The sequence below is a fragment of the Microbacterium sp. NPDC087868 genome, from assembly GCF_044900755.1.
GTDB classification, from domain to species: domain Bacteria; phylum Actinomycetota; class Actinomycetes; order Actinomycetales; family Microbacteriaceae; genus Microbacterium; species Microbacterium galbinum.
This window is the reverse complement of sequence record NZ_JBJDNO010000001.1, coordinates 988899-1015721: the sequence shown is the minus strand read 5'-3', so window position 1 is coordinate 1015721 and position 26823 is coordinate 988899. Positions and strand designations below refer to the sequence as shown.

25 protein-coding genes and 1 riboswitch are annotated in these 26823 nt (G+C 68.5%); of the genes, 23 read left to right on the top strand and 2 right to left on the bottom strand.

The genetic code is table 11. The features are described from left to right. Window positions 1–33 precede the first annotated feature (33 nt). From ACI2JZ_RS04990 to ACI2JZ_RS04935, 12 genes are all read left to right on the top strand, one after another. Window positions 34–1029: an ABC transporter permease gene (locus tag ACI2JZ_RS04990; RefSeq protein ID WP_404596713.1), complete on the top strand. Its 996-nt coding sequence runs from the start codon at window positions 34–36 to the stop codon at window positions 1027–1029. Next, the gene (locus ACI2JZ_RS04985; RefSeq protein ID WP_404596711.1) at window positions 1022–2011 is read left to right on the top strand and encodes an ABC transporter permease; all 990 of its coding nucleotides are present in this window, start codon (window positions 1022–1024) and stop codon (window positions 2009–2011) included. Before ACI2JZ_RS04990 ends, ACI2JZ_RS04985 begins: the two co-directional genes overlap by 8 nt. Next, window positions 2008–2865, top strand: coding sequence for an ABC transporter ATP-binding protein (locus ACI2JZ_RS04980; protein ID WP_247632582.1), 858 nt, complete (start codon window positions 2008–2010; stop codon window positions 2863–2865). Before ACI2JZ_RS04985 ends, ACI2JZ_RS04980 begins: the two co-directional genes overlap by 4 nt. Further along, window positions 2862–3728 carry an ATP-binding cassette domain-containing protein gene (locus ACI2JZ_RS04975; RefSeq protein WP_336640690.1) on the top strand — a complete coding sequence of 289 codons (867 nt, stop codon included), beginning with the start codon at window positions 2862–2864 and terminating at the stop codon, window positions 3726–3728. Before ACI2JZ_RS04980 ends, ACI2JZ_RS04975 begins: the two co-directional genes overlap by 4 nt. A gap of 28 nt (window positions 3729–3756) precedes the next feature. Then, window positions 3757–3851: riboswitch (glycine riboswitch) on the top strand. A 152-nt stretch (window positions 3852–4003) separates the two neighbouring features. After that, complete coding sequence (locus tag ACI2JZ_RS04970; RefSeq protein WP_404596708.1) at window positions 4004–5185, top strand: glycine cleavage system aminomethyltransferase GcvT; 1182 nt, start codon at window positions 4004–4006, stop codon at window positions 5183–5185. Then, window positions 5182–5559 (top strand): glycine cleavage system protein GcvH, encoded by a 378-nt coding sequence (gcvH, locus tag ACI2JZ_RS04965; RefSeq protein ID WP_247622966.1) that lies wholly within the window; start codon window positions 5182–5184, stop codon window positions 5557–5559. The genes ACI2JZ_RS04970 and gcvH overlap by 4 nt, the downstream gene beginning before the upstream one ends. A gap of 61 nt (window positions 5560–5620) precedes the next feature. Continuing rightward, window positions 5621–8461, top strand: a complete 2841-nt coding sequence (gene gcvP / locus ACI2JZ_RS04960; protein WP_404596779.1) for an aminomethyl-transferring glycine dehydrogenase — start codon at window positions 5621–5623, stop codon at window positions 8459–8461. A gap of 221 nt (window positions 8462–8682) precedes the next feature. After that, window positions 8683–10320, top strand: a complete 1638-nt coding sequence (locus ACI2JZ_RS04955; RefSeq protein ID WP_404596705.1) for an ABC transporter substrate-binding protein — start codon at window positions 8683–8685, stop codon at window positions 10318–10320. A 105-nt stretch (window positions 10321–10425) separates the two neighbouring features. Continuing rightward, complete coding sequence (locus tag ACI2JZ_RS04950) at window positions 10426–11352, top strand: ABC transporter permease (protein WP_404596704.1); 927 nt, start codon at window positions 10426–10428, stop codon at window positions 11350–11352. After that, on the top strand, window positions 11345–12286 hold the full coding sequence (locus ACI2JZ_RS04945; protein WP_336640686.1) for an ABC transporter permease: 942 nt from the start codon (window positions 11345–11347) through the stop codon (window positions 12284–12286). The genes ACI2JZ_RS04950 and ACI2JZ_RS04945 overlap by 8 nt, the downstream gene beginning before the upstream one ends. Continuing rightward, the gene (locus tag ACI2JZ_RS04940) at window positions 12283–13962 is read left to right on the top strand and encodes an ABC transporter ATP-binding protein (RefSeq protein WP_247622962.1); all 1680 of its coding nucleotides are present in this window, start codon (window positions 12283–12285) and stop codon (window positions 13960–13962) included. The genes ACI2JZ_RS04945 and ACI2JZ_RS04940 overlap by 4 nt, the downstream gene beginning before the upstream one ends. Then, the gene (locus ACI2JZ_RS04935; RefSeq protein ID WP_404596701.1) at window positions 13959–14522 is read left to right on the top strand and encodes a PH domain-containing protein; all 564 of its coding nucleotides are present in this window, start codon (window positions 13959–13961) and stop codon (window positions 14520–14522) included. The genes ACI2JZ_RS04940 and ACI2JZ_RS04935 overlap by 4 nt, the downstream gene beginning before the upstream one ends. A 34-nt stretch (window positions 14523–14556) precedes the next feature. Here ACI2JZ_RS04935 and ACI2JZ_RS04930 read toward each other — a convergent pair whose 3' ends face one another. Further along, window positions 14557–15363 carry a CPBP family intramembrane glutamic endopeptidase gene (locus ACI2JZ_RS04930; protein WP_404596700.1) on the bottom strand — a complete coding sequence of 269 codons (807 nt, stop codon included), beginning with the start codon at window positions 15361–15363 and terminating at the stop codon, window positions 14557–14559. Window positions 15364–15466: 103 nt separating this feature from the next. On the opposite strand from ACI2JZ_RS04930, the gene typA reads away from it, so the two are divergent. From typA to ACI2JZ_RS04910, 4 genes are all read left to right on the top strand, one after another. Beyond that, window positions 15467–17380, top strand: coding sequence for a translational GTPase TypA (gene typA, locus ACI2JZ_RS04925; RefSeq protein ID WP_247622959.1), 1914 nt, complete (start codon window positions 15467–15469; stop codon window positions 17378–17380). 220 nt (window positions 17381–17600) lie between these two features. Continuing rightward, window positions 17601–18500: a phospholipase gene (locus tag ACI2JZ_RS04920; RefSeq protein ID WP_404596698.1), complete on the top strand. Its 900-nt coding sequence runs from the start codon at window positions 17601–17603 to the stop codon at window positions 18498–18500. Window positions 18501–18605: 105 nt separating this feature from the next. Further along, the gene (gene glsA / locus ACI2JZ_RS04915) at window positions 18606–19625 is read left to right on the top strand and encodes a glutaminase A (protein WP_404596696.1); all 1020 of its coding nucleotides are present in this window, start codon (window positions 18606–18608) and stop codon (window positions 19623–19625) included. Then, complete coding sequence (locus ACI2JZ_RS04910) at window positions 19622–21259, top strand: MFS transporter (RefSeq protein ID WP_404596695.1); 1638 nt, start codon at window positions 19622–19624, stop codon at window positions 21257–21259. The genes glsA and ACI2JZ_RS04910 overlap by 4 nt, the downstream gene beginning before the upstream one ends. Before the next feature lie 3 nt (window positions 21260–21262). On the opposite strand, the gene ACI2JZ_RS04905 is transcribed toward ACI2JZ_RS04910, so the two are convergent. Continuing rightward, window positions 21263–21811: a helix-turn-helix domain-containing protein gene (locus ACI2JZ_RS04905; protein ID WP_404596694.1), complete on the bottom strand. Its 549-nt coding sequence runs from the start codon at window positions 21809–21811 to the stop codon at window positions 21263–21265. Between the two features lie 105 nt (window positions 21812–21916). Between ACI2JZ_RS04905 and ACI2JZ_RS04900 the strand changes: the two genes are divergently transcribed. From ACI2JZ_RS04900 to ACI2JZ_RS04870, 7 genes are all read left to right on the top strand, one after another. Next, window positions 21917–22636 carry an AzlC family ABC transporter permease gene (locus tag ACI2JZ_RS04900; RefSeq protein WP_404596693.1) on the top strand — a complete coding sequence of 240 codons (720 nt, stop codon included), beginning with the start codon at window positions 21917–21919 and terminating at the stop codon, window positions 22634–22636. Beyond that, window positions 22633–22947, top strand: a complete 315-nt coding sequence (locus ACI2JZ_RS04895; protein ID WP_247622953.1) for an AzlD domain-containing protein — start codon at window positions 22633–22635, stop codon at window positions 22945–22947. Before ACI2JZ_RS04900 ends, ACI2JZ_RS04895 begins: the two co-directional genes overlap by 4 nt. A 19-nt stretch (window positions 22948–22966) precedes the next feature. Continuing rightward, window positions 22967–23350 (top strand): histidinol dehydrogenase, encoded by a 384-nt coding sequence (locus ACI2JZ_RS04890; RefSeq protein ID WP_247622952.1) that lies wholly within the window; start codon window positions 22967–22969, stop codon window positions 23348–23350. 9 nt (window positions 23351–23359) lie between these two features. Further along, window positions 23360–23680, top strand: coding sequence for a ferredoxin (fdxA, locus tag ACI2JZ_RS04885; protein WP_042542002.1), 321 nt, complete (start codon window positions 23360–23362; stop codon window positions 23678–23680). 10 nt (window positions 23681–23690) lie between these two features. Continuing rightward, window positions 23691–24803 carry a succinyldiaminopimelate transaminase gene (gene dapC, locus ACI2JZ_RS04880; protein WP_404596692.1) on the top strand — a complete coding sequence of 371 codons (1113 nt, stop codon included), beginning with the start codon at window positions 23691–23693 and terminating at the stop codon, window positions 24801–24803. Between the two features lie 217 nt (window positions 24804–25020). Next, complete coding sequence (locus ACI2JZ_RS04875; RefSeq protein ID WP_247622950.1) at window positions 25021–26316, top strand: citrate synthase; 1296 nt, start codon at window positions 25021–25023, stop codon at window positions 26314–26316. Window positions 26317–26326: 10 nt separating this feature from the next. Next, complete coding sequence (locus ACI2JZ_RS04870; RefSeq protein ID WP_404596691.1) at window positions 26327–26818, top strand: SRPBCC family protein; 492 nt, start codon at window positions 26327–26329, stop codon at window positions 26816–26818. The last annotated feature ends 5 nt before the right edge of the window (window positions 26819–26823 follow it).

The following is a 26823-nucleotide window of genomic DNA, read 5'->3' as shown; positions in this document are numbered from 1 at the left end:
ACGGGGAAGCAGGAAGTCAAGGAAGACGCACACATGAAGTTCTATGCACGACGGATCGGGTTCTACGCCTTCACGCTGTGGGCCGCGATCTCCATCAACTTCCTGCTTCCCCGCATGATGCCGGGCAATCCCGCCGACATCATGATCGCCAAGATGCAACGCGCGGGCGGTGATGTCTCGGAGACGACCATCCGCAACATCAAGCTCCTCCTCGGAGGCGACGACTCCTCTCTGTGGGAGCAGTACCTCTCCTACTGGGGGCGGATGTTCCAGGGCGACCTGGGCGTCTCGGTGACGAAGTTCCCGACCCCGGTGAGCGAGCTCATCGGGCAGGCGCTGCCGTGGACGCTGATCCTCGTCGGCACCGCGACCGTGATCTCGTTCATCCTCGGCGTCGTGCTCGGCGCCTGGGCGGGGTGGAAGCGCGGCACGTGGGTCGATCACCTCATCCCCGCCACGACCGTGCTGCAGTCGATCCCGTACTTCTGGATGGCGCTCATCCTCGTCGCCGTGTTCGCGGTCGGCCTCGGCTGGTTCCCGATCTTCGGGGGCTACGACGTCTTCGACTTCCCGGACGGCCCGGAGCCGACCTGGGCGTTCTTCACGAACGCCGTCTCGCACGCGATCCTCCCCGCGGTCACGATCGTGATCAGCTCGGTGGGCGGATGGCTGTTCGGCATGCGCAACATGATGGTCTCGACCCTCGCCGAGGACTACGTTCTCACCGCCGAGGCCAAGGGGCTGCGTCCCCGGCGCATCCTCACCACCTATGCCGCGCGCAACGCGGCCATTCCGTCGATCGCGGGCTTCTCGATCACCCTCGGGTTCGTGGTCGCCGGGTCCATCGTCATGGAGCAGGTCTTCACCTACCCGGGCATCGGCAAGCTGATGTTCCAGGCCGTCACCAACAACGACTACGCGCTGATGCAGGGACTCTTCCTCGTCATCACGATCACCGTGCTCGCCGCCAACTTCTTCATGGATCTCATCTACGGATTCATCGACCCGAGGGCTCGCCAGAATGTCTGACACCAAGCTCACCCCGATGCAGATCGTCAAGGAGCAGCCGACCGATGAGCCGGCTACCACCATGACCCTCGCGACCGCGACCGGCCGCCCGAAGCGGGGGCGCGGGCTGATGCCCACCCGCTCGGCGAAGTTCGTCACGGGCCTCGTGCTCGTGCTCGCGATCACGCTGTTCGCGATCATCGCGCCGTTCTTCACGCAGAACCCGCGGAGCACCGACAACGCGGCCCTGCAGCCGCCCTCCGCCGAGCACTGGCTGGGCACGACCAAGCTCGGCAACGACATGCTCGCCCAGCTCGCGATCGGCGCGCAGGGTTCACTGCTCGTCGGCGTCACCGCCGGCGGCATCGCGATCGTGCTATCGCTGCTCTTCGGCGTGCTCGCCGGATACCTCGGCGGGTGGCGCGAAGACGGACTCGCCCTCATCACCAACGTGATGATCGTCATCCCCGGCCTGCCGCTCGTGATGGTGATCGCGTCGTTCGTGCCGCAGCGCAGTTGGCAGCTGGTGGCGTTCGTGCTCGGCATCACGTCGTGGGCGGGTGCCGCGTACGTGCTGCGGCTGCAGACGCGCTCGCTCCGTACCCGCGACTACGTGTCGGCCGCGAAGGTGGCCGGTGAGCGATCGTTCCGGGTGATCCTCGTCGAGATCATGCCGAACCTCCTGCCCTTGCTGACCGCGCAGTTCCTCTTCGCGATCATCTTCGCGATCCTCGGCGAGGCGGGCCTGTCGTACCTGGGGCTCGGCCCGAACTCCTCGATCACGTGGGGCACGATCCTCAACGACGCGCAGTCCGGGCAGGCACTCGGACGCGGAGCATGGTGGTGGTTCGTGCCGCCGGGCGTGATGATCGCGCTCCTCGGCGCGGGGCTCGCGCTGATCAACTTCGCCATCGACGAGATCATCAACCCGAAGCTGCGCAACGCGCCGGATGCCGCAAGACGCGTGCGCCGGGCAGCCAAGACGAAGGGGGTCGCGGCATGAGCGACGCCGTCCTCACCGCCCGCGGCGTCTCGATCGAGTACGAGGTCGATCCGCCGGTCAAGGCCGTCCGCAACGTCTCGCTGACCCTTCACCGCGGCGAGATCCTCGGTCTCGCGGGGGAGTCGGGGTGCGGCAAGACCACGCTCGCCTACGGCATGAATCGGCTGCTCAAGGCTCCGGCCCTCATGACGAGCGGGGAGATCGTCTTCCACGACCGCGACGGCGACGACATCGACATCGTCGGCCTGCGCGACGACGGTCTGCGGGCCTTCCGCTGGGACAAGATCTCGATGGTGTTCCAGGGCGCGATGAACTCGCTCAACCCCGTGATCGACGTCCGGGCCCAGATCTACGACATCTTCGACACGCATCGCCCCGGTATGACGCGCGCGGCGAAGAAGGAGCGCGCCGAGGAGCTGCTGACACTGGTGGGCGTCGACCCCGCGCGACTGACGAGTTTCCCGCACGAGCTCTCGGGCGGCATGCGTCAGCGCATGATGATCGCGATGGCTCTGGCCCTCGACCCGCAGGTCATGATCATGGACGAGCCCACGACGGCGCTCGACGTGGTCGTGCAGCGCGGGATCATCCGCGAGATCATGCGGCTGCGCGAGAAGCTCGGCTTCGCGGTGATCTTCATCACCCACGACCTGCCGATGCTGATCGAGATATCCGACCGCATCGCCGTGATGCTGCAGGGCGAGATCGTCGAGCAGGGAACCGCTGAGGAGATCTACCGATCTCCTCAGCACGAGTACACGAAGCGGCTGCTGTCGAGCTTCCCCAGTCTGCGCGGAGAGCGCGGGGACTTCGTCCGCACCGGGATGCACGAGAGTCAGGAGCAGGTGCGATGAGCGCTCACACGGATGCCGGTGCCGCCGCGCGCACGCTCGAGGCGCGGCACCTCACGAAGGACTTCCACCTGCGGTCGGGCTTCAAGACCAGCATCCTGCACGCGGTGAAGGACGTCTCCTTCACGCTCGAGGCGGGCAGGACGATCGCGCTGGTCGGGGAGTCCGGGTCGGGCAAGTCCACGATCGCGCGCATGCTGATGAAGCTCGAGACGCCGACGAGCGGGCAGATCCTGCTCGACGGAACCGAGACCGGCACGCGGGGGCAATCGCTCGCCCGCTATCGCTCCGACGTGCAGATGGTGTTCCAGGACCCGTTCGCCTCACTGAACCCGTTCCACTCGATCGTCCACCACCTCGAGCGGCCGCTGCGCATCCACCACCCCGAGTGGAGCGGCGCGCAGGTGCACGAGCGTGCCCTGGAGCTGCTGGACCGGGTGCGGTTGTCGCCGGCGAAGAGCTTCGCCGAGCGCAAGCCCCACGAGCTCTCGGGCGGGCAACGTCAGCGTGTCGCGATCGCGCGTGCGCTCGCCCCGGGCGCGCGGTTCATCGTCGCCGATGAGCCGGTCTCGATGCTCGACGTGTCGATCCGACTCGGGGTGCTCAACCTGCTCGCGGATCTGCAGCGCGAAGACGACCTCGGCGTGCTCTACATCACCCACGATCTCGCCACCGCCCGGCACTTCTCCGACGAGATCATGGTGCTCTACAAGGGCGACGTGGTCGAGCGCGGCCCGGCCGACGAGGTCATCCTGAACCCGCAGCACGCCTACACGAAGACGTTGCTGGGTGCCGCGCCGGAGCCCGAGAATCTCGGTCGCCTGCGCGACGAGGTCAGGCGGGAGCTCGCGGCGGAGACCCGCTAGACTGGGCGCACAATCGAACACGGGCCGAATGACCCCCGCGGGAGAGCCCCGGCGAACGCAGCCGGGCACCGAAGGAGCAAGCCTCCCCGCCAATCTCTCAGGTACGCGTACCGCGCGGTTCCGGCCACTCTGAAAAGCGATCCCGCCCGTCGGGGGATCCGCCGACGGTGAAAGCCCTGCGTCAGCGAGGGCGAAACTCTCAGGCCCATGACAGAGGGGGAGTTCCGAGGAACGGCGGTGCCGTCGTTCCGCCCGTCTGCATCCGGGAGAACTCCATGTCCGATCCCCGTTACACCCCGCTCCGCGAGCGCCATGAGGCGCTCGGCGCGTCGTTCACCGATTTCGGCGGCTGGCAGATGCCGGTGCGCTACACGTCCGACCTCGCCGAGCACCACGCGGTGCGGCAGTCGGCCGGTCTCTTCGACATCTCGCACATGGCGGAGTTCCTCGTCACCGGGCCGTATGCGGGGGAGTTCCTCGACTACGCGCTCGCCGGTCGCATCTCGGCGATGCCCGTCGGCAAGGCGAAGTACTCGCTCGTGCTGGCCGCCGACGGGGGGATCATCGACGACGTCATCGCCTACCGCCTCGCCGACGACCGGTTCCTGGTGATCGCGAACGCCGGCAACCGCGGATTCGTCGACTCCGCCTTCGCCTCGCGCGTGCGCTCGTTCCCGTCGATCATCGAGCGGCAGCAGGAGCGCGCGGAGGGCGAGGAGCGCAGCTTCGCCGGTTTCCTGGGCGACCGGGGCGTCGACGTCGACGACGTCTCCGATTCCTTCGCCCTGATCGCGGTGCAGGGCCCGGCGGCGCAGGCGATCCTGGCCGACACGGAGGGGATCGACGCGCTCAGCGTGCCGTGGGGCGAGCAGAAGTACTACGCCTGGGCCCAGGCGACGTTCCGCGACGAACCCCTGCTCATCGCCCGCACCGGATACACGGGCGAGGACGGCTTCGAACTCCTCGTGCGCACCGACGGTGCCGCGGCGCTGTGGGACGCGCTCCTCGTCGCCGGGGAGCCGCACGGTCTCGTGCCGGCGGGGCTCGCCGCCCGCGACACCCTCCGCCTCGAGGCGGGGATGCCGCTCTACGGGCACGAGCTGACGACCGAGACCAAGCCCGCGCAGGCGGGGCTCGGCCGGGTCGTCGCCGCAGACAAGTCGAGCTTCATCGGCAAGGACGCGGTGGATGCCGCGGCCGACGCCCCCGTGCTCGTGGGGCTCGTCGCCGAGGGCAAGCGCGCCGGCCGGGCCGGCTACGGCGTCGTCGATGCCGACGGTGCCCCGCTCGGCGAGATCACCAGCGGTGCGCTCAGCCCCACCCTCGGCCATCCGATCGCGATGGCCTACGTGACCCCTTCTTCCGCGGAAGAGGGAACCGCAGTATTCCTGGATGTGCGGGGGACGAGGATCCCCGCGACCGTGACCGCTCTGCCTTTCTACCGGAGGACGAAATGACCGATCTCAGCACCCTGCACTACACCGAAGAGCACGAGTGGATCGCCGTGGAGGGCGACACCCTCACCGTCGGCATCACCGACTACGCCGCCGACAAGCTCGGTGACGTGGTCTTCGTCGAACTGCCCGCCGTGGGCACCGAGGTCGCCGCGGGCACCGTCGTCGGCGAGATCGAGTCGACCAAGTCGGTGGGCGAGCTGTACGCGCCCGTGACCGGCACCGTCGTCGAGGTCAACGACGCGGTCGTCGACGATCCCTCGCTCGTCAACGCCGAGCCCTTCGCGGGCGGATGGCTCATCAAGGTCTCCGTCGCGGGCGGAGCGCCCGACGGACTGCTCGACCGCGACGCCTACGTCGCACTCACGGAGGGCTGATCCGCACGTGGTCTCTTTCGCCGATCGTCATATCGGACCCACGGCCGACGCCCAGCGTCGGATGCTCGATGCGCTCGGCATCGGGCCCGACGTCGACCCCGAGGGGCCGCTCGAAGCGCTGATGACCGAGGCGGTGCCGTCGTCGATCTTCACGGCCGCGCCGTCGGAGTCCGCGCTCGCGGACAGCAGCATCCCCGCCGCCGCCAGCGAGACCGAGGCGCTCGCGGAACTGCGCTCCCTCGCCGCGCGCAACACGGTGAACCGGCCGATGATCGGTCTCGGTTACTACGGAACGATCACCCCGCAGGTGATCCAGCGCAACGTGCTCGAGAACCCGTCGTGGTACACGGCCTACACGCCGTACCAGCCCGAGATCTCGCAGGGCCGACTCGAGGCGCTCATCAACTTCCAGACGATGGTCGCCGACCTCACCGGGCTCTCCACCGCCAACGCGTCGATGCTCGACGAGTCCACGGCCGTCGCCGAGGGCATGCTCCTCGCACGCCGCGCGTCGAAGGCCAAGACCGACGTGTTCGCGGTCGACGCCGACGCGCTCCCGCAGACGCGCGCGCTCCTCGAGAACCGGGCGGATGCCGTCGGCATCCGTCTCGTCACGGTGGACTTCGCCGCGGGCGAGCAGCTGCCGGCCGACCTGTTCGGCGTCTTCGTGCAGTACCCCGGTGCCTCCGGTCGCGTGTGGGATCCGTCCGCCGTGATCGATGCGGCGCATCTCGCCGGTGGCCTGGCGGTCGTCGCGGCCGACCTGCTCGCGCTGACCCTTCTCACCTCGCCGGGAGCCCTCGGTGCCGACGTCGCGGTGGGCACGACCCAGCGCTTCGGCGTGCCGATGGGCTTCGGCGGCCCGCACGCCGGGTACATGGCGGTGCGCGCCGGTCTCGAGCGTCAGCTCCCCGGCCGCCTCGTCGGTGTGTCGGTCGATGCCGACGGCAAGCCCGCGTACCGCCTCTCGCTGCAGACGCGCGAGCAGCACATCCGGCGCGAGAAGGCGACCTCGAACATCTGCACCGCGCAGGTGCTGCTCGCGGTCATGGCGTCGATGTACGCGGTCTATCACGGACCCGACGGCCTGACGGCGATCGCGCGGAGCGTCGCCGGCAAGGCGGGGCTGCTGCGCTCCTGGCTCGTCGAGGACGGCGCCGACGTCGTGCACGACGCGTTCTTCGACACGCTGCAGGTGCGTGTCCCCGGGCGCGCGGCCGAGTACGTCGAGCAGGCGCACCACGGCTACGGCATCCTGCTGCATGCGGCGGATGCCGACACCGTGGGCATCTCGGTCGACGAGACCACGACCGTCGACGAACTGCTGCAGGTCGCCCGCGTCTTCGGGGGCCGCGCCGAGCGAGCGTTCGCCTTCGTCGGTGACGCGAACGCCCTGCCCGAGGGGCTGCTCCGCCGGGAGGAGTTCCTCACGCACCCCGTCTTCCACGCACACCGCAGCGAGACGGCGATGATGCGCTACCTCAAGAGCCTCGCCGACCGCGACTACGCGCTCGACCGCGGCATGATCCCGCTGGGCTCGTGCACGATGAAGCTCAACGCGGCCACCGAGATGGCGGCGATCACGTGGCCCGAGTTCGCGGGCATCCACCCGTTCGCCCCGGCATCCGACGTCGCCGGTTACCTCGAGCTGATCGATCAGCTCGAGGCCTGGCTGGCCGAGGTCACCGGATACGACGCGGTGTCGCTGCAGCCGAACGCCGGCTCGCAGGGCGAGCTGGCGGGGCTCCTGGCGATCCGCGGGTACCACCTCGCGAACGGCGACGAGCAGCGCACGGTGTGCCTCATCCCGTCGTCGGCGCACGGAACGAACGCCGCGTCGGCCGTGCTCGCTGGGATGAAGGTCGTCGTGGTCGCGTGCGACGAGCTCGGCAACGTCGACCTCGACGATCTGCGGGCGAAGATCCAGGTGCACGCCGAGGAGCTCTCGGCGCTGATGATCACCTACCCGTCGACCCACGGCGTGTACGAGCACGACGTGGTCGAGATCACCTCCGCCGTGCACGATGCGGGCGGTCAGGTGTACGTCGACGGTGCGAACCTGAACGCGCTGCTCGGCTACGCCCGCTTCGGCGACCTCGGCGGCGACGTCTCGCACCTCAACCTGCACAAGACCTTCGCGATCCCGCACGGCGGCGGCGGACCGGGTGTCGGACCGGTCGCGGCCAAGGCGCATCTCGCCCCCTACCTGCCCTCGCACCCGCTCGCGCAGCGCGCGGAGCACGCGGGAGGCCACGTCTTCGCCGGTGGGGTCGTCTCGGGCGCCCCCTACGGCTCGGCGGGCGTGCTCCCGATCTCGTGGGCGTACGTGCGGATGATGGGCGGCGCGGGCCTGCGGCGCGCGACCGCTGCGGCCGTGCTGTCGGCGAACTACATCGCCGCTCGCCTGGGCGAGCACTACCCGGTGCTCTACACGGGCGAGAACGGTCGGGTCGCGCACGAGTGCATCCTCGACCTGCGCCCGCTGAAGGAGGCGACGGGCATCACCGTCGACGACGTCGCGAAGCGCCTGATCGACTACGGCTTCCACGCGCCGACCATGTCGTTCCCGGTCGCAGGCACCCTGATGGTCGAGCCGACCGAGTCGGAGGACCTGGGCGAGATCGAGCGGTTCATCGAGGCGATGATCCAGATCAAGGCCGAGGCGGATGCCGTGGCGGCGGGGCGCTGGCCGGCCGACGACAACCCGCTCGTGCACGCACCGCACACGGCCGTGTCGCTGATCGCGGGGGAGTGGACGCACGCGTACACCCGCGAGGAGGCCGCCTATCCGGTGCACGCGTTGATCGCCGGCAAGTACTGGCCTCCGGTGCGGCGCATCGACCAGGCATACGGCGACCGCAACCTCGTGTGCGCCTGCCCGCCGATCGAGGCGTTCGCCTGATCCGATAACACGCCGACGGCACCGTTTCCTCCCGGAGACGGTGCCGTCGGAAGTTTTACGGCGTGTTGCCGTGTGTTTCGGCGATGTTTCAGATGGTCACCACTCAGTAACGGTTGATTAGCCGGGCGCGTCGGGCGCCAGATGCCGGGATACTCTGAAATATCCCTACGTGCTCGACGATGAGCGCGCAGTCAGAAGTACACGTCCTAGGAGGACACATAGTGAAGCGCAACAAGATCGCCCTTGCGGGCACCGCGCTGTTCGCGATCGGCGCCCTGGCGCTCGCGGGCTGCGCGAGCGGTGGTGGAAACGACTCCGACGGCGGCAGCGCCGCGGGCGAGGCGAACCCGGACGCCATCATCACCACGAACGGCTCGGAGCCGGAGAACCCGCTGATCCCGACCAACACCAACGAGGTCGGCGGCGGAAAGATCCTCGACGAGATCTTCGCAGGGCTCATCTACTACGACGCCGACGGCGAGCCCGTCAACGACGTCGCCGAGGAGATCACGACCGAGGACCCGCAGCACCTCACGGTCAAGATCAAGGAAGGCCTCACCTTCACCGACGGTGAAGAGGTCACCGCCGACAACTTCATCAAGGCGTGGAACGAGGGCGCGAAGCTCTCCAACGGCCACCTGTCGAGCTACTTCTTCGAGGACATCGAGGGCTTCAGCTACGACGAGGACTCCGAGCTCACGGGCCTGGAGCAGGTCGACGACTACACCTTCACGATCGCGCTGAACAAGCCGGCCTCCGACTTCGCTCTGCGTCTCGGCTACTCGGCGTTCTACCCGCTCCCGGACGTGGCCTTCGAGGACATGGACGCGTTCGGTCAGAACCCGATCGGCAACGGCCCGTACAAGATCGACGGCGACGACGCGTGGCAGCACGACGTGCAGATCGACCTCGTCCGCAACGACGACTACGAAGGCGGCCGCAAGGCAGCCAACGGCGGTCTGACGATCAAGTTCTACGCGACGCAGGAAGCGGCCTACGCCGACCTGCTCTCGAACGAGGTCGACGTCATCGACGCGATCCCGACGAACTCGCTGGCCGTCTTCACCGACGAGCTCGGCGACCGCGCCGTGAACCAGCCCTCGGCCGTGTTCCAGTCGTTCACCATCGGCCAGTTCCTCCCGCACTTCTCGGGCGAAGAGGGCAAGCTGCGTCGTCAGGCGCTCTCGATGGCGATCAACCGCGAAGAGATCACCGAGACCATCTTCTCGGGCTCGCGCACTCCGGCCGCCGACTTCACCTCGCCGGTCATCGCCGGCTGGTCGGACTCGGTCCCCGGTAGCGAGGTTCTCGACTTCAACCCGGAGAAGGCGAAGGAGCTGTGGGCCGAGGCCGACGCCATCGCCCCCTGGGAGGGTGACTTCAAGATCGCGTACAACGCCGACGGTGGGCACGACGCCTGGGTCGACGCGGTGAGCAACCAGATCAAGAACAACCTCGGCATCAGCGCCTCGGGCGACCCGTACCCCACCTTCCAGGACCTTCGCACGAAGATCAACGACCGCACCATCACCACGGCTGCGCGTTCGGGCTGGCAGGCGGACTACCCGGGTCTGTACAACTTCCTCGGACCGCTCTACGCCACGGGCGCCGGTTCCAATGACGGTGACTACTCGAACCCCGCGTTCGACGAGCTCATCTCGGCCGGTATCAGCAACCCCGACGCCGACGCGCAGATCGAGGACTTCACCAAGGCTCAGGAGGTCCTCTTCGAGGACCTGCCCGCCATCCCGCTGTGGTACTCCAACGTGACCGGTGGATTCAGCGAGAACGTCGACAACGTCACGTTCGGCTGGAACTCCGTCCCGCTGTACTACGAGATCACGAAGGCCGGCGAGTAAGATCTAACGGCACTTCACCTGTGAGGCGGTGACGATTTTCGTCACCGCCTCACAGGCTTGTGTTCGCACGGTCTTCTTACTCCCCCCCTTCAGAAGGGACAGCGGATGCTCGGTTACATCCTGAGACGTCTCCTGCAGGTGATCCCGGTCTTCTTCGGTGCCACCCTGCTCATCTACTTCCTGGTGTTCGCCATGCCCGGCGACCCGATCCTCGCCCTGTTCGGCGACAAGACCCCCAACCCGGCGGTCGTCGAGCAGCTGCGCGAGCAGTACCACCTGAACGACCCGTTCATCGTGCAGTACTGGTACTACATCACCGGTGTGTTCCAGGGCGACCTCGGCAACACGTTCTCGGGCCGTCCGGTCTCCGCCGTGCTCGCCGCGACGCTCCCGGTCACCGGTCGCCTCGCGGTCATGGCGATCGGAATCGAGTTCACGCTCGCGATCATCATCGGAACGGTCTCGGCGCTGCGCAAGGGCAAGGTCTTCGACAACGTGTCGCTCATGGTCGCGCTCGTCGCGATCGCGATCCCGATCTTCGTCGTCGCTTTCCTCGCGCAGTACTTCCTCGCGATCAAGCTCGGGTGGTTCAAACCGACGGTCGGCGCCGACAACGACTGGGGCGGTCTCTGGCTCCCCGCCATCGTGCTCGGCTTCAGCCTGTACGCCGTGAGCATGCGCCTGATGAGAAGCTCCGTCATCGACACCCTCAACCAGGACTGGGTGCGCACCGCGTACAGCAAGGGCCTCTCGCGCGGTCGCGTGATCCCCGTGCACGTGCTGCGCAACTCGCTGATCCCCGTGATCACGAACTCCGCCACCAACTTCGGCGTGCTGCTCGTCGGCGCGACCGTCACCGAGGGCATCTTCAACGTGCCCGGCGTCGGAAACACCCTGTTCCAGGCCATCCAGCGCGGTGAGGGACCGACCGTGGTCTCGTTCGTCACCGTGTTCGTCATCCTGTACGTCCTGGTGAACCTGCTCATCGACCTGCTCTACGGTCTGCTCGACCCGAGGATCCGCTATGCCTGACCCCACGACCCAGAAGCACTACGTCGCCCCGGTCGAAACCGAGTCGATCGCGGTAGACGCTGTCCGCATCTCCGAGAAGCCCAGCAACCTGTGGCGCGACGCCTGGAGCGACCTGCGCCGCCGTCCGCTGTTCTGGTTCTCCGTCGTCCTCGGACTCGTGTTCCTGCTGATGGCGGTGTGGCCGACGCTGTTCACCGCCACCGCACCGGACTCCTGCGATCTGGCGAACAGCAACGGCGGCCCGGCTGCCGGGCACCCGCTCGGCTTCACGTTCCAGGGCTGCGACATCTACGCCCGCATCGCCTGGGGTGCGCAGACGTCTCTCGCGGTCGGCCTCATCGCGACCGTGATCTCGTCGTTCCTCGGCCTGATCATGGGCGCACTCGCCGGTTTCTACGGCGGGTGGCTCGACGGTCTGCTGTCGCGCATCGGTGACATCTTCTTCGCGATCCCGTACATCCTCGCGGCCGTCGTCGTCATGACGGTGTTCCGCGACTCGCGTTCGGTCTGGACGCTGGCGCTCGCGATCGGCGGGTTCGCCTGGGCCTCCACGGCCCGTGTCGTGCGAGCAGAAGTGCTGCGCGTGCGTCAGGCGGACTTCGTCGTGGCGTCGCAGGCTCTCGGCCAGTCGAAGTTCAAGATTCTGCTCAACCACGTCATCCCGAACGCGATCGCGCCGCTGCTCGTCGTCTCGACCCTCGGCCTCGCGGCGGCGATCGTGGCCGAGGCCACGCTGTCGTTCCTCGGTGTCGGTCTGGGCAGCGACGTGATGTCATGGGGTAACGACATCAGTGATGCCCAGGCATCGCTCCGTGTCGCCCCGATGGCGCTCATCTATCCGTCGATCGCGCTGACCCTCGCGGTGCTCGCGTTCGTGACCCTGGGTGAGCTCATCCGAGACGCCCTCGACCCGAAGGCGAGGGCACGCCGATGAGCGAGCGCATCACCGATCAGGCGCCCCTGCTGAGCATCCGCGACCTCAAGGTCGCCTTCCGCACCCAGGAGGGTCTGCGCGAAGTGCTCCACGGCATCAGCTTCGACGTCTTCCCGGGCGAGACCGTCGCGATCGTGGGGGAGTCGGGTTCCGGCAAGTCCACGACCGCCACCGCGATCGTCAACCTGCTGCCCGGCACCGGCACGGTCACCGGCGGATCGATCACCCTCGAGGGTCGCGAGCTCACCACTCTGAGCCGCACGGCCATCGAGGGCGTGCGCGGCCGCGACATCGGATTCGTGCCGCAGGACCCGATGTCGAACCTCAACCCGGTGTGGAGCATCGGCTTCCAGGTGAAGGAGGCGATCCGCGCCAACGGCATCGCCCAGGGTCGCCAGGCCGTCAAGGCCCGCGCGATCGAGGTGCTGCAGCAGGCGGGTCTCGCCGACGCCGAACGCCGTCTGCACCAGTTCCCGCACCAGTTCTCGGGTGGCATGCGCCAGCGCGCGCTGATCGGCATCGGCCTCGCGGCCGATCCGAAGCTCCTGATCGCCGACGAGCCGACCTCGGCCCTCGACGTGACGGTGCAGCGCGTGATCCTCGATCACATGGCTTCGCTGACGCGCGACAAGGGCACCTCGGTGCTGCTGATCACGCACGACCTCGGTCTCGCGGCCGAGCGCGCCGACAAGATCATCGTGATGAACGGCGGCAACATCGTCGAGGCGGGCCCCAGCCGGCAGATCCTCGAGGACCCGCAGCACCCGTACACGAAGCGTCTCGTCGCGGCGGCGCCCAGCGTCGCCTCGCAGCGCATCCAGGCGGTCGTGGAGGATCGGGGCATCGAGACCCTCGACGACCTCGCCGACATCCCGCCGACGGTGCGCGTGGCCGGGCTCACGAAGGACTACAAGATCCGTCAGGGCGGCTTCCGCAGCGAGGCCTTCCGCGCGGTCGACGACGTGTCGTTCGAGATCCCCAAGGGCAAGACGCTGGCTCTGGTCGGGGAGTCCGGCTCGGGCAAGTCCACCGTCGCGAAGATGGTGCTCAAGCTCGAGGAGCCCACCGCGGGAACCATCGAGATCGACGGGCAGGACGTGTCGAAGCTGTCGAACGCGCAGGCGTTCGGTCTGCGCCGCCGCATGCAGCCCGTGTTCCAGGACCCGTACGGCTCGCTCGACCCGCTGCGCAACATCGGCAACACCATCGCCGAGCCGCTGCAGATCCACGGCGTCGGCGATCGTGCCTCGCACCGTGAGCGTGTGGAGGAGCTGCTCGACCAGGTCGCCCTTCCGCGGGCGTTGGCGACGCGCTACCCGAACGAGCTCTCCGGCGGTCAGCGGCAGCGCGTGGCGATCGCCCGTGCCCTCGCGCTCAAGCCCGACATCATCGTGCTCGACGAGGCCGTCTCGGCTCTCGACGTGCTCGTGCAGGACCAGGTGCTGCAGCTCCTGGCCGAACTTCAGTCGGAGCTCGGCCTGACCTACCTGTTCATCACCCACGACCTCGCGGTCGTGCGCGTGTCGAGCGACCTGGTGTGCGTCATGGAGAAGGGTCGGATCGTCGAGCAGGGTACCGTCGACGAGATCTTCGCCAACCCCCAGCAGGAGTACACGGATCGCCTGCTCCAGGCGATCCCCGGCGCGTCCATTCCGCTCGGCGGAAGCGGCGCGTGACCGCTGCCGACAAGCCCGAGGGCGTGCGGATCTTCCGCGCGTCCTCGGGCACGGCCGTGCTCGTGATCTCCGGCGCGCTCGCGCTCTTCCTGCTCGGCGACACGGTCGTGCGGGGCAGCTGGACGCAGATGCTCCTGGTGGCGCCGTGGGTGCTGCTGGGCATGTGGGTCGTGTACGAGCTGAGCTTCGTATCCATGGTGCGGGTCGACGACGCCGGTGTGGTCGTGCAGAACATGCTCCGGCGCACCTCGTTCGGCTGGGCCCGCGTCCGCGACGTGGACTTCCGCTGGCAGCTGGAGTTCTCCCTCGACGACGACTCGCGCGTCAGCGCCTACGGCGGACCCGCCCGCGCGCGTCCCTCGCGTCGTGATGCAGCAGAGGGCGAAGCATCCAAGGCCCCGGCCGGCATCCGCGATCTCACCGAGATCCGCGACCGGTGGGATGCGGCGACCGGGGCGGACGCCCCGATCCGCCGCGAGTGGGACTCCCGCGCGCTTCTCGCCCTCGGCATCATCGTGCTGTGGGCGATCGGCGCCGTGCTGGTCGCGAACGCCGGCTGAACGCGGGCGCGGATCGCCGGGGCTTCTCGGGGGATCAGCCCGGGAGGCCGAAGAGCGCCGGCCACGTCGCCGCCGCCCACGGGTAGCCGACGAACACCGTCGCGTCGATCAGGAAATGCGCGATGAGGAACGGCAGCAGGCGTCCGGTGCGCAGGAACAGCCAGCCGAACAGCAGCCCCATCGCGAGGTTGCCGATGAAGGCCCCGGGTCCCTGATAGAGGTGGTACGTCGCCCGGAGCACCGAGGTCGCGATGATGATGGTCCAGGGCGACCATCCGAGCTGCTTGAGCCGGGCGAAGAGATACCCGAGCACGACGAACTCCTCCTGCAACGACGCTCGCGCGGCGGCCAGCAGCAGGATCGGGATCGTCCACCAGTGGGTGTCGAGTCCGCCCGGGTTCACCGCGACGAACAGACCCAGTGCCCGGCCGACGACGTACAGGCCGAGGCCCGGGATGCCGATGGCCAGCACGAGGAGCGCGCCCCGGCCGATGTCGACGCCGACGCGTGTGCCGTCGAGGCCGAGACGGGCGAGGTGCGGTCGACGGTGCTGCCAGAGCAGGAAGCAGACGAGCAGCACCGGTACGAGCGAGAAGCCGATCGACAGCACCTGGTAGATCAGGTCGAAGACCTCGCGGTCGCTGCGTGAGGGATTCAGCGTCGCGGTCTGATCGGCGAGCGGGGTGTCGTCCGTGAGCCGGTAGGCGAGCTGGACGATCGCGTAGATCGCCGACTGGCCGAGACCGAGCGCGAGCACGATCGCGATCTCCCACCACAGCCGCCGCGCCGAGGGCTCGGAGGCCGGGTCAGGGAGCGGTCGGTCTGCGTCTTCGTGCCTCACTTTTCCGATGGTACGGCCTCCGTTCAGCCGGGGGTCCTGCGCGTGCGTTATCCTGGAACGTCGGTTTCCCGACTCCTCCCACTCCTCTTCTTAGGATTCCTGCATGGCTCACGCCCTCCGCTCTGACCTCCGCAACGTCGCCATCGTCGCTCACGTCGACCACGGCAAGACCACTCTTGTCGACGCGATGCTCCGCCAGACCGGCTCGTTCGGTGAGCACTCGCACGTCGAAGAGCGCGCGATGGACTCGAACGACCTCGAGCGCGAGAAGGGCATCACGATCCTCGCCAAGAACACGGCGATCACCTACAAGGGCAAGCACGCCGGCGGCAAGGAGATCACGATCAACGTGATCGACACCCCGGGTCACGCCGACTTCGGTGGTGAGGTCGAGCGCGGCCTGTCGATGGTCGACGGCGTCGTGCTGCTCGTCGACGCGAGCGAGGGCCCGCTCCCGCAGACCCGCTTCGTGCTGCGCAAGGCGCTCGAGGCCAAGCTCCCCGTCATCCTGCTGGTCAACAAGACCGACCGCCCCGACGCCCGCATCGCGGAGGTCGAGGAGGAGGCCCACGACCTGCTGCTGGGTCTGGCGTCCGACCTCGTCGACGACGTGCCCGACCTCGACGTGGACGCACTGCTCGACGTGCCGGTCGTCTACGCGTCCGGTCGTGCCGGTGCGGCGTCGCAGAACCGTCCCGCCGACGGCTCGCTGCCCGACAACGACGACCTCGAGCCGCTCTTCGAGGCGATCCTCGAGCACGTCCCGGCTCCGTCCTACGACGACGAGGCGCCCCTGCAGGCGTGGGTCACGAACCTCGACTCCAGCCCCTTCCTCGGCCGCCTCGCGCTGCTGCGCGTCTTCAACGGCACGCTGAAGAAGGGTCAGACCGTCGCCTGGGTGCGCTCCGACGGCACCACCAGCAATGCCCGCATCACCGAGCTGCTGATGACCCGCGCGCTCGAGCGCTACCCGGCCGAGTCCGCGGGCCCGGGCGACATCGTCGCGATCGCGGGCTTCGAGAACATCACCATCGGCGAGACGATCGCCGACCCCGAGGACGTGCGCCCGCTCCCGGCGATCACGGTCGACGACCCCGCCATCTCGATGACGATCGGCACCAACACCTCGCCGCTGATGGGCAAGGTCAAGGGCCACAAGCTCACGGCGCGCATGGTCAAGGACCGTCTCGACAAGGAGCTCATCGGTAACGTCTCGCTCAAGGTCGTCGACATCGGACGCCCGGATGCCTGGGAGGTCCAGGGCCGCGGTGAGCTCGCACTCGCGATCCTCGTCGAGAACATGCGTCGCGAAGGCTTCGAGCTCACGGTCGGAAAGCCGCAGGTGGTCACGAAGAAGATCGACGGCAAGACCTACGAGCCCTTCGAGCACCTCACGATCGACACGCCGGAGGAGCACCTCGGCGCGATCACCCAGCTCCTCGCGAACCGCAAGGGTCGCATGGAGAACATGACCAACCACGGCACCGGTTGGGTGCGCATGGAGTTCATCGTCCCGTCGCGCGGCCTCATCGGCTTCCGCAGCGAGTTCCTCACCACGACTCGCGGCACCGGCATCGCGAACGCGATCTCGCACGGCTACGAGCCCTGGGCCGGATCCATCACGACCCGCCAGAACGGCTCGATCGTCGCCGACCGTCAGGGTGTCGTCACCCCGTTCGCCATGATCGCCCTGCAGGAGCGCATGTCGTTCTTCGTGCAGCCGACCGCCGAGGTCTACGAGGGCATGGTCATCGGCGAGAACTCGCGCGCCGACGACATGGACGTGAACATCACCAAGGAGAAGAAGCTCACCAACATGCGTGCGGCGAGCTCCGACTCGTTCGAGTCGATGACGCCCCCGCGTCAGTTGACGCTCGAGGAGAGCCTCGAGTTCGCGCGTGACGACGAATGCGTCGAGGTCACGCCGGAGGCCGTGCGCATCCGCAAGGTGAACCTCGACGCCAACACGCGTGCGCGCGAGACCGCTCGCCTCAAGCGTCAGGATGCCAACGCCTGAGTCCGAACAGGACCGATAAGAGGGCCTCGCTCTGCAGAAATGCGGCAGCGAGGCCCTTTTCTCATGAAAAGCCCAGGTGGGACCTATATTCCGTCCAGGCTCTGCGGAGGGTTCGTTCAGAAACATGACACAGAATCGATGACTTGCGTCCGATGAGTCGGCTCCCGATGAGCCGCCCTGTCCGCAGGTCCGGGCGCTCGACGACCCGAAAGTCGATTCTTTGCTTCACCTTCAGAACACCCGTGCTTCCCGGCGCGCCCTCGAGGCCGCCACCGCCCACTCCGCCGTCCGCTCTCGTCGGCCGTTGCTGCTCCTCGGCACCGCCGTCGGTGCGATGCTCGGCATCACGCTGACCGCCGGACTCGTCGCGGGCCCGGCCTCCGGCGCCACCGAGACCGATGACGCATCGCCCTCGGCGACCACCGGCACCACCACGACCGTCGAGGCGTCGGACGACGTCGCGGCGACCGCGACCGCCGCGACCGATGCCATTGATGCCGCCGATAAGCTGTCCGCCGAGATCGACGCCGCAGGCTTCGACCTGAGCGGAGTCGTCCCCGCCGTCGAGACCGCGCAGTTGCAGAGCAATGTCGACACCCTCGACGGTCGGAAGGCCGTCCCGGCCATCGAGCTCACTCTCACCACGGTCATCGCCCAGCAGCACACCGAGAAGGTGATCGAGCAGACTGCGGCGCTCCAGTCGGCGTTCACCACGGCGCAGGAGAAGAAGGCGGCGGACGACGCGGCCGCCGCAGCCGCCGCGCAGGCGCAGGCAGAGGCCGAGGCGGCAGCTGCAGCGCTCGCCTCATCGAACACCCCCGAGGGGGCCAAGGCGACCGCACGTGTCATGGCGGCCGACCAGTACGGCTGGGGAGAGGACCAGTTCTCCTGCCTGAGTTCGCTGTGGCAGAAGGAGTCGAGCTGGAACTACCAGGCCTACAACCCGAGCGGCGCGACCGGCATCCCGCAGGCGCTCCCCGGCAGCAAGATGGCCTCGGCGGGCAGCGACTGGCAGACCAATGCCGCGACCCAGATCGCCTGGGGTCTGGGATACATCTCGTCCGTGTACGGCACCCCGTGCAGCGCGTGGGGGCACTCGCAGGCGATGAACTGGTACTGAGCCCGCAGACCCGCGAACGCCCCCGGTAGACACCTTCTACCGGGGGCGTTCGAGCGCTATCGTGGCGAATGACGGCTGGGGCGTCGTCGAACGCGAGGAGAGCCCGTGGACACGGCCGGATGGGACCACGTCCCGCAGCAGGTCTCGACCGGGGCATTGCCCGGGTGGCGAGACGTCGAGCGGCTGGTCGGCGACGCGCACGCGCGCTTCGCCGGGGATTCCGACGGCATCGTCGCCGACTACATCCCCGTGCTCGCCGAAGTCGACCCCGAGCTCTTCGGGCTCGCCGTCATCGAGGTCGGCGGGGGAGTGCACGACGCGGGCGACGCGCAGCATCCGTTCTCGATCCAGTCGATCTCGAAGATGTTCGTCTACGCCCTCGCCATCCAGGAGCACGGGCACGAGCGCGTCCGCGAGATCGTCGGGGTCAACAACACGGGCCTTCCCTTCAACTCGGTGATGGCGCTCGAGCTGAACGCCGGGCATCCCATGAACCCCATGGTCAACGCCGGCGCGATCGCCACCACCGCGCTCATGCCGGGGGAGACGTCCGCCGAGCAGTGGGAGCGCGTCCGTGAGGGTCTGTCGGCGTTCGCAGGCCGCGCTCTCGGACTCGACGGCGTCGTCTACGCCTCCGAGGCGCGTACGAACGACCGCAACCGAGCGCTCGGGCGCCTGCTCACCAGCTATGGACGCCTCGAGGGAGACTCCGACGAGGTCGTCGACGTCTACACCCGCCAGTGCGCTCTCACGGTGACCGCGCACGATCTGGCGGTCATGGGGGCCACTCTGGCCGACGGCGGCGTCAATCCCCTCACCGGGCAGCGCGTGGTGTCGGCCGAGGTGTGCCGTGACACGCTCGCCGTCGTCGCCGCCAGCGGCCTGTATGAGCGCTCGGGTGAATGGCTGTTCGAGATCGGACTCCCGGCCAAGTCCGGTGTCTCCGGGGGCATCGTCGCGGTCGCCCCCGGCAAGGGCGCCGTCGCGGGCTTCTCGCCGCGTCTCGACGATGCCGGCAACTCCGTGCGCTCGCAGCGCGCGATCGGCTACCTCTCCCGTGCCCTCGGGCTCAATCTGTTCGCGTCCGCACCCGCCGTTGCACCCGCCCCCGAGGAGTCCCGATGACCGAGTCCGCGCCGCAGACCGCATCCTTCGCCGTGAAGTCGTCCTGGCTTCCCATGATCAGCCTGTTCATGGCGCAGGTGCTGATGTCGTTCAACGTCGCCGCGCTCCCCATCTCGCTGGGTGGGATGGTGAGCGAGTTCGGCGTGCCGCCGACGGTCGCGAGCACCACGATCGTCATGTACGGGTTGGCCGTCGCGGCGCTCGTGATGACCGGTGCGAAGCTCGGTCAGCGCGTCGGATGGGTGCTGATCTTCCGCGTCGTGATCGCGCTGTTCGCGGCATCGTCGGTGCTCATGCTGATCGCCCCGAGCATCGGATGGGCGATCGCGGGTCAGGCGGTGGCCGGTGCCGCGGCGGCGATCATCGTGCCCTCGATCGTCGCGCTCATCGCCGAGAACTACCGCGGCGCCCAGCAGGCGACGGCGATCGGCGCGATCGGTTCGGCGCGGGCGATCTCCGGCGTCACCGCGTTCCTCATCGGCGGCACTCTCGGCACTCTCGTCGGGTGGCGTCCGATGTTCTTCATCGTCCTCGGCATCGCCGTGCTCGTCTTCGCCTTCAGCTTCACGCTGCGCGGAGACCGCGGCGACCCCGGCATTCGCATCGATCTCGTCGCCTCGCTTCTCATCGGCGCGGCGATCGTGCTCCTCACCCTCGGCTTCAACAATCTCAACGGCTGGGGAGCGATCGAGGCGACGGATGCGGCCCCGTTCGACATCCTGGGGCTCTCCCCGGCACCGCTCTTCATCGTGGCCGGCGTCGTGCTGGGGCAGGGGTTCTTCCTGTGGACGCGTCGGCGGATCGCCGAGGGACGTGTGCCGCTGATCGACCTCAGCATCCTGCGTTCCTCGAAGGAGCGCGCGGCGGTGTACGCCATGTTCATCGTGGTCGCGCTAGAGGCGTGCGTGAACTTCACGATCCCGCTCTACATCCAGATCGTGCAGGGGAGGACTCCCTTCGACACCTCGATCGCGATGATGCCGTTCAACCTCACCGTGTTCATCACCGCGACCCTCGTCGTGCGGTTCTACAAGCGCTACCCGCCGCGTGTGATCGGCGTCTTCGGATTCCTGCTCACGACCGGCGCCCTCGTATGGCTCTCGTTCGTCGTCAACAACAACTGGGAGACGCTGCCCACGATCCTCGGTCTGGTGGTGTTCGGGATCGGGCAGGGGGCGCTCGTGACCCTCGTCTTCAACGTGCTCGTCACCTCGGCGCCGTCGTCGCTCGCGGGTGACGTGGGATCGCTGCGGGGGACGACCCAGAACCTCGCGTCGGCGGTGGGGACGGCGGTCGCGGGTGCGCTGCTCGTCTCTCTGCTGGGGCTGAGCGTCGGGCGCGCGGTCGTGGAGCATCCGGAGCTGCCGCCGGCGCTCGTCGCGCAGGTCGATCTCGACAGCGTGAACTTCGTGAGCAACGACGACCTGCGCGTGGTGCTCGAGCGCACCGACGCGACGCCCGCCCAGGTCGACGCCGCCGTGGCCGTCAACGAGGAGTCCCGTCTGTCGACGCTGCGGCTCGGGCTGCTCGTGCTCGCCGGGATCAGCGCCCTGGCGATCCTCCCGGCCTCCCGACTGCCGCGATACAAGCCGGAGGAGATCCCGGATCCGTCGCCCGTGGCCGCGTCGGACTGATCCTCAGCGCAGCTCGGAGATCAGCACGGCGCTCGTGTTCGGGGCCGTGGCCTCGAACACGTGCGGGGCGTCGCCCGGGTAGGTGAGGTAGTCGCCGGGGTTCAGCAGTGCGGCGGCACCGGCGGGGCCGACCTTCGCCTGCCCCGAGATCAGCACCACGTGATCGATGGTCCCGGGGTGGTGCGGATCGGAGCGTCGGGCCTCGCCCGGTTCGGCGGAGATCAGGTACAGGTCGCGCCGTGCGCCGGGCGGGGAGGCGGCCAGCAGGGTGGCGCTGTACGCGGCGGCCGAGGACGGGACGCCGCTGAGATCCTCCCGGCGGATGAGCGTGGGCCCGCTCTGGGGCGGGTCCACGAAGACGGCGAACGGCACGTCGAGTGCGACGCCGAGCGCCCAGAGGGTCTCGACGCTCGGGTTTCCGGCTCCGCTCTCGAGCTGCGACACGGTGGCCTTCGAGACGCCGGCGCGCCGAGCGAGTTCCGAGACCGAGAGGGCTGCGGCTTCACGCTCCCGGCGCAGCGTGCGGGCGATGCGGGTGCGGAGATCCTCCATGCGTTCATCATGTCAAACGATCGTTCGCTTGACTAGTCGTCCTTGAATGTTCAGAATGATGGTCATGTGTTCATTGCAGCGAACGGTGCGCGAGGGGATCGCCCCGTGACCGCCGAGCGCGAGGTCTGGCGCGAGGCCCTCGGCGTCGTGCTGGCGACGAGCGCGTACGGCATCTCGTTCGGTGCCCTCGCCGTCGCGGCCGGGCTCGACGTCTGGCAGACCTGCGTGCTGAGCCTGCTCATGTTCACGGGAGGATCGCAGTTCGCCTTCGTCGGGGTCTTCGCGGCCGGCGGTGTCGCGGCGCTCCCCTCGGCGATCGCCTCGGCCGTCCTCCTCGGCGTGCGCAACGTCGCCTACGGCATGCGCATGTCGCCGGTCATCGGGGGAGGGCCCGCGACCCGTGCACTGGCCGCCCACTTCACGATCGACGAATCGACGGCGGTGGCGATCGCCCAGAGCGATCCGCGCCTGCGCCGGGTCGGATTCTGGGTCACCGGCATCGGGATCTTCGTCGGCTGGAACATCACCACCCTCATCGGCGCCCTCGTCGGCAACGTGCTCGGCGATCCGAAGGACTGGGGGCTGGATGCCGCGGCGGCGGCCGCCTTCCTGGCGCTGCTCTGGCCGCGCTTGCAGCAACGCCAGGCGATCGCGGTCGGGATCGCCGCCGCCGTCGTCGCCGCGGCGCTCACGCCCTTCCTCCTCCCCGGTCTGCCGGTGCTCGTCGCGGCCGTCGTGGCCGTGATCGTCGGGTGGTTCAACTGGCTGGGGCGCCCGGCATCCGATGGCCGCGCAGTGGATGCCGATGAGAAGGGGGAATCATGACCCTGTGGAGTGCGATCCTGCTGGCGGCTCTCGTCTGCCTGTCGCTGAAGGCCGTCGGATACCTCGTGCCGCCGAAGGTGCTCGAGGCGCCTCGACCCGCGCGCATCTCCGACCTGCTGACCGTCGCCCTGCTCGCGGCGCTCGTTGCGGTGCAGACGCTGGGCGACGGTCAGGCGATCGTCGTCGATGCGCGCGTGCCCGCTCTGCTCGTCGCGGCGGGTCTGCTGTGGCTGCGGCAGTCCTTCCTCGTCGTGGTGTTCGCGGCGGCGCTCACCGCTGCCCTCCTGCGTCTGTTCGGACTCGCGGCCTGACCGCGCGTAGGATCGGAGGGTGGGCGTGAGTCGGTTGTCGAGAGTTCTGTCGTGGGTGGCCTCGGCCCTGGTCGGTGGCGTCTACGGTGTCGCCGGAACGATCGCGCACAGCCAGACCTGGGGTCCGATCCCGACCGGCATGATCGTCGGAGCGATCGCGTGCGCCGCGATCCTCGTCGCCATCCGCGTGCTTACCCACGACCGCGGCGCCGCCGTCGCGGCCGGCCTCGGGATGGTGGGCATGCTGCTCCTGATCTCCGGCCGGGGCCCCGGCGGATCCGTCGTCGTCGAGAACACGCTCGCGGGACAGATCTGGACGTACCTGATCGCCGCGATCGTTCTCGTCGTCATCGCGTGGCCGTCGTTCCGGTCGGTGCCCGTCGCCACGGAGGCGGAGAAGTAGACTGGAGCGGTGACGTATGTGATCGCCCTCCCGTGTGTCGATGTGAAGGACCGAGCCTGCATCGACGAATGCCCCGTCGACTGCATCTACGAAGGCGAGCGCTCCCTCTACATCCACCCGGACGAGTGCGTCGACTGCGGCGCCTGCGAGCCGGTGTGCCCCGTCGAGGCGATCTACTACGAGGACGACCTGCCCGATGAGTGGCAGGACTACTACAAGGCGAACGTCGAGTTCTTCGACGAGGTCGGCTCGCCCGGAGGCGCGGCCAAGGTCGGCGTCATCGCGCACGACCACCCGATCATCGCGGCCCTGCCGCCCCAGGGCGAGTAGGCCGGCGCCCGTGAGCGTCCGCGACCTCGCCGACTACCCCTGGGACGCCGTCGTCCCCTTCCGCGAGCGGGCGTCCGCGCACGCCGGCGGACTCGTCGACCTCTCCGTCGGGTCGCCCGTCGATCCCACGCCCGAGATCATCCGGCGCGCTCTCGCCGAGGCGACGGACGCGCACGCCTATCCGCAGACCGTCGGTACACCGGCACTGCGCGAGGCGATCGTCTCCTGGTACGCGCGTCGCCGCGGGGTCGATGACCTCACCGTCGCGAACGTGCTGCCCACGATCGGCTCGAAGGAGTTCGTGGCGCTCCTCCCGACCCTCCTCGGGCTGGGAGAGGGCGACGTCGTCGTGCACCCCGAGATCGCCTACCCGACCTACGACGTCGGAGCACGCGTGGTGGGAGCGACGCCGCTTCCCGCCGATGACCCGGCGGACTGGCCCGAGGGCACCAAGCTGATCTGGATCAACACTCCGGGTAATCCCGACGGTCGCACCTGGACGGTCTCGGAGCTCGCCGCCGCGGTGCGCCGTGCGCGCGAGCTGGATGCCGTCATCGCGAGCGACGAGTGCTACGCGGAGCTCGGCTGGGACGGCGCCTGGGCGACCGAGGCGATCCCGTCGATCCTCGATCCGCGGGTGACCGGGGGGTCGCGGGCCAACCTGCTCAGCGTCTACTCGCTGAGCAAGCAGTCGAACCTCGCGGGCTACCGCGCCGCCTTCGTCGCCGGCTGCGCGCGCATCGTCGCCGACCTGCTCACCGCCCGCAAGCACCTCGGCCTCATGCCGCCCGAACCCGTGCAGCACGCCATGGCGGTGGCGCTCGGCGACGACGAGCACGTCGCCGCCCAGAAGGAGCTCTACCGCGAACGGCGGGAGCTGCTGCGTCCCGCCGTGGAGGCCGCCGGCTTCCGTCTCGACGGCTCCGAAGCCGGTCTCTACCTCTGGGTGACCGAGGGGCGTGACGCATGGGAGTCGATGGCTCGCCTCGCCGATCTCGGCATCCTGGCGGGTCCGGGTCCGTTCTACGGAGCAGCCGCCGCCTCGCACGTGCGTCTCGCGCTGACGGCGCCGACGGAGCGCGTCGCGGAGGCCGCTCGACGCCTGCACGCCGCCGCTTCGTAGAGAATCTGTAGGTTTCCCCCTCCCAGCACCGATCCGTTTGGCGGATGCGACAGTAGGCGTGCGGGCCTACTAGGCTGTAAAGGCGATTCGGTCGTGACCCGACCTGGCGCTGTGCGCCGTGCGATCGCCCGCTCCGATGAGATCAGGTTCCAAGGATGACCGATCTGCTCGGGGCGAGACGAGACAGACTACGGGCAGAAACCCCAAGGAGGTCCGCGTGAGTGCAGCGGCAGACCAGCAGGCCACGGCGAAGCTGACGATCGGTGACACGACCGCCGAGTTCCCCGTGCTGCAGGGCACGGCGGGCCACAACAGCATCGACTTCTCGACGCTGACCCGCCAGACCGGCTACACCGGGCTCGACTACGGGTTCGTCAATACGGCGTCGACGAAGTCCGACATCACCTTCATCGACGGCGACAAGGGCATCCTGCGCTATCGCGGGTACCCGATCGAGCAGCTCGCCGGTCGCACCAGCTACCTGGAGGTCGCCTGGCTGCTCATCTACGGTGAGCTCCCCTCGGAGTCCGAGCTGGCCGAGTTCGACGAGAAGATCCGTCGCCACACGCTGCTGCACGAAGACCTCAAGCACTTCTTCTCGGCACTGCCGCACACGGCACACCCGATGTCGGTGCTGTCCTCGGCCGTCGCCGCGCTCTCGACCTACTACGAGGGCCAGACCGACCCGCACAACCCCGAGCACGTCGAGATCAACACGATCCGCATGCTCGCGAAGCTCCCGGTGATCGCGGCCTACGCGCACAAGAAGAGCGTCGGTCAGGCCTTCCTCTACCCCGACAACTCGCTCGGCTTCGTCGAGAACTTCCTCAAGCTCAACTTCGGCGTCAACTCCGAGCCCTACGAGATCAACCCGGTCATGTCGAAGGCGCTCGAGCTCCTGCTGATCCTGCACGAGGACCACGAGCAGAACGCGTCGACCTCGACCGTGCGACTGGTCGGATCGACCGGGGCGAACCAGTTCGCGTCGGTGTCCGCCGGCATCCAGGCCCTCTCGGGGCCGCTGCACGGCGGGGCCAACGAGGCCGTTCTCACGATGCTCGGCCAGATCCGCGACTCGGGTCAGAGCGTCTCGCGCTTCGTCGAGCGGGTGAAGAACAAGGAAGAGGGCGTGAAGCTGATGGGCTTCGGGCACCGGGTCTACAAGAACTACGACCCGCGCGCCAAGCTCGTCAAGGACGCCGCCGACGAGGTCCTCGCCTCCCTCGGCGTCACCGACCCGCTGCTCGACCTCGCGAAGGAGCTCGAGGAGATCGCTCTCGCCGACGACTACTTCCGCGAGCGTCGTCTGTATCCGAACGTCGATTTCTACACCGGCGTGATCTACAAGGCGATGGGGTTCCCCACGCGCATGTTCACGGTGCTGTTCGCCATCGGCCGTCTGCCCGGCTGGCTCGCGCAGTGGCGCGAGCTGCAGCTCGACCCGCAGACCAAGATCGGTCGCCCGCAGCAGCTGTACACCGGGTCTCCGGAGCGTTCGTACCCGAACCGCTGACACGACACCGATGCCCGTCGTCAGCGCCGAGGCTTTCGTTCCGGTCGATCCGGCGACGGCGTTCGCGGTGTCGCAGACGACCGGCGCGGTTCGCCGGCGCTGGGACGGGTTCATCAGTGAGCAGCATTTCCTCGACGGTGCGCAGAGCGCCGCGAAGGGCGTGCGCACCTTCACGCGCCAGCGGTTCGGTCTGTCGATGGTGAGCCGCTACGTGTCGTACGCTCCGCCGACGAATGTGGGGATGGTCATGGAGACCGGCCCCTGGTTCTTCGAGAAGCTGGGCGGTGGCTGGCGCTTCGTCGCCGCACCCGATGGGTCGGGCACGATCGCGACGTGGAAGTACAACTTCTCGTGCCGCCCGGCCTGGCTCGCGCCGGTGGCTGAACGCGTCGGCGCGGTGATCCTCGGTTTCGAGATCCGGCGGCGCCTCGCAGGGTTCGTCGCCGGATGCACGAACCCCGAGGTCATCCGTTCCGTGCGGAACGGGACCCCGGGGTCGTAGACGTG

Coding starts and splice junctions, on each gene's coding strand:
- ACI2JZ_RS04945 (WP_336640686.1), top strand. CDS start 11,345: ATGCCTGACCCCACGACCCAGAAGCACTACGTCGCCCCGGTCGAAACC.
- ACI2JZ_RS04970 (WP_404596708.1), top strand. CDS start 4,004: ATGTCCGATCCCCGTTACACCCCGCTCCGCGAGCGCCATGAGGCGCTC.
- ACI2JZ_RS04950 (WP_404596704.1), top strand. CDS start 10,426: ATGCTCGGTTACATCCTGAGACGTCTCCTGCAGGTGATCCCGGTCTTC.
- ACI2JZ_RS04990 (WP_404596713.1), top strand. CDS start 34: ATGAAGTTCTATGCACGACGGATCGGGTTCTACGCCTTCACGCTGTGG.
- typA (WP_247622959.1), top strand. CDS start 15,467: ATGGCTCACGCCCTCCGCTCTGACCTCCGCAACGTCGCCATCGTCGCT.
- gcvH (WP_247622966.1), top strand. CDS start 5,182: ATGACCGATCTCAGCACCCTGCACTACACCGAAGAGCACGAGTGGATC.
- ACI2JZ_RS04975 (WP_336640690.1), top strand. CDS start 2,862: ATGAGCGCTCACACGGATGCCGGTGCCGCCGCGCGCACGCTCGAGGCG.
- ACI2JZ_RS04895 (WP_247622953.1), top strand. CDS start 22,633: ATGACCCTGTGGAGTGCGATCCTGCTGGCGGCTCTCGTCTGCCTGTCG.
- ACI2JZ_RS04940 (WP_247622962.1), top strand. CDS start 12,283: ATGAGCGAGCGCATCACCGATCAGGCGCCCCTGCTGAGCATCCGCGAC.
- ACI2JZ_RS04870 (WP_404596691.1), top strand. CDS start 26,327: ATGCCCGTCGTCAGCGCCGAGGCTTTCGTTCCGGTCGATCCGGCGACG.
- ACI2JZ_RS04910 (WP_404596695.1), top strand. CDS start 19,622: ATGACCGAGTCCGCGCCGCAGACCGCATCCTTCGCCGTGAAGTCGTCC.
- ACI2JZ_RS04980 (WP_247632582.1), top strand. CDS start 2,008: ATGAGCGACGCCGTCCTCACCGCCCGCGGCGTCTCGATCGAGTACGAG.
- ACI2JZ_RS04905 (WP_404596694.1), bottom strand. CDS start 21,811: ATGGAGGATCTCCGCACCCGCATCGCCCGCACGCTGCGCCGGGAGCGT.
- gcvP (WP_404596779.1), top strand. CDS start 5,621: ATGCTCGATGCGCTCGGCATCGGGCCCGACGTCGACCCCGAGGGGCCG.
- ACI2JZ_RS04985 (WP_404596711.1), top strand. CDS start 1,022: ATGTCTGACACCAAGCTCACCCCGATGCAGATCGTCAAGGAGCAGCCG.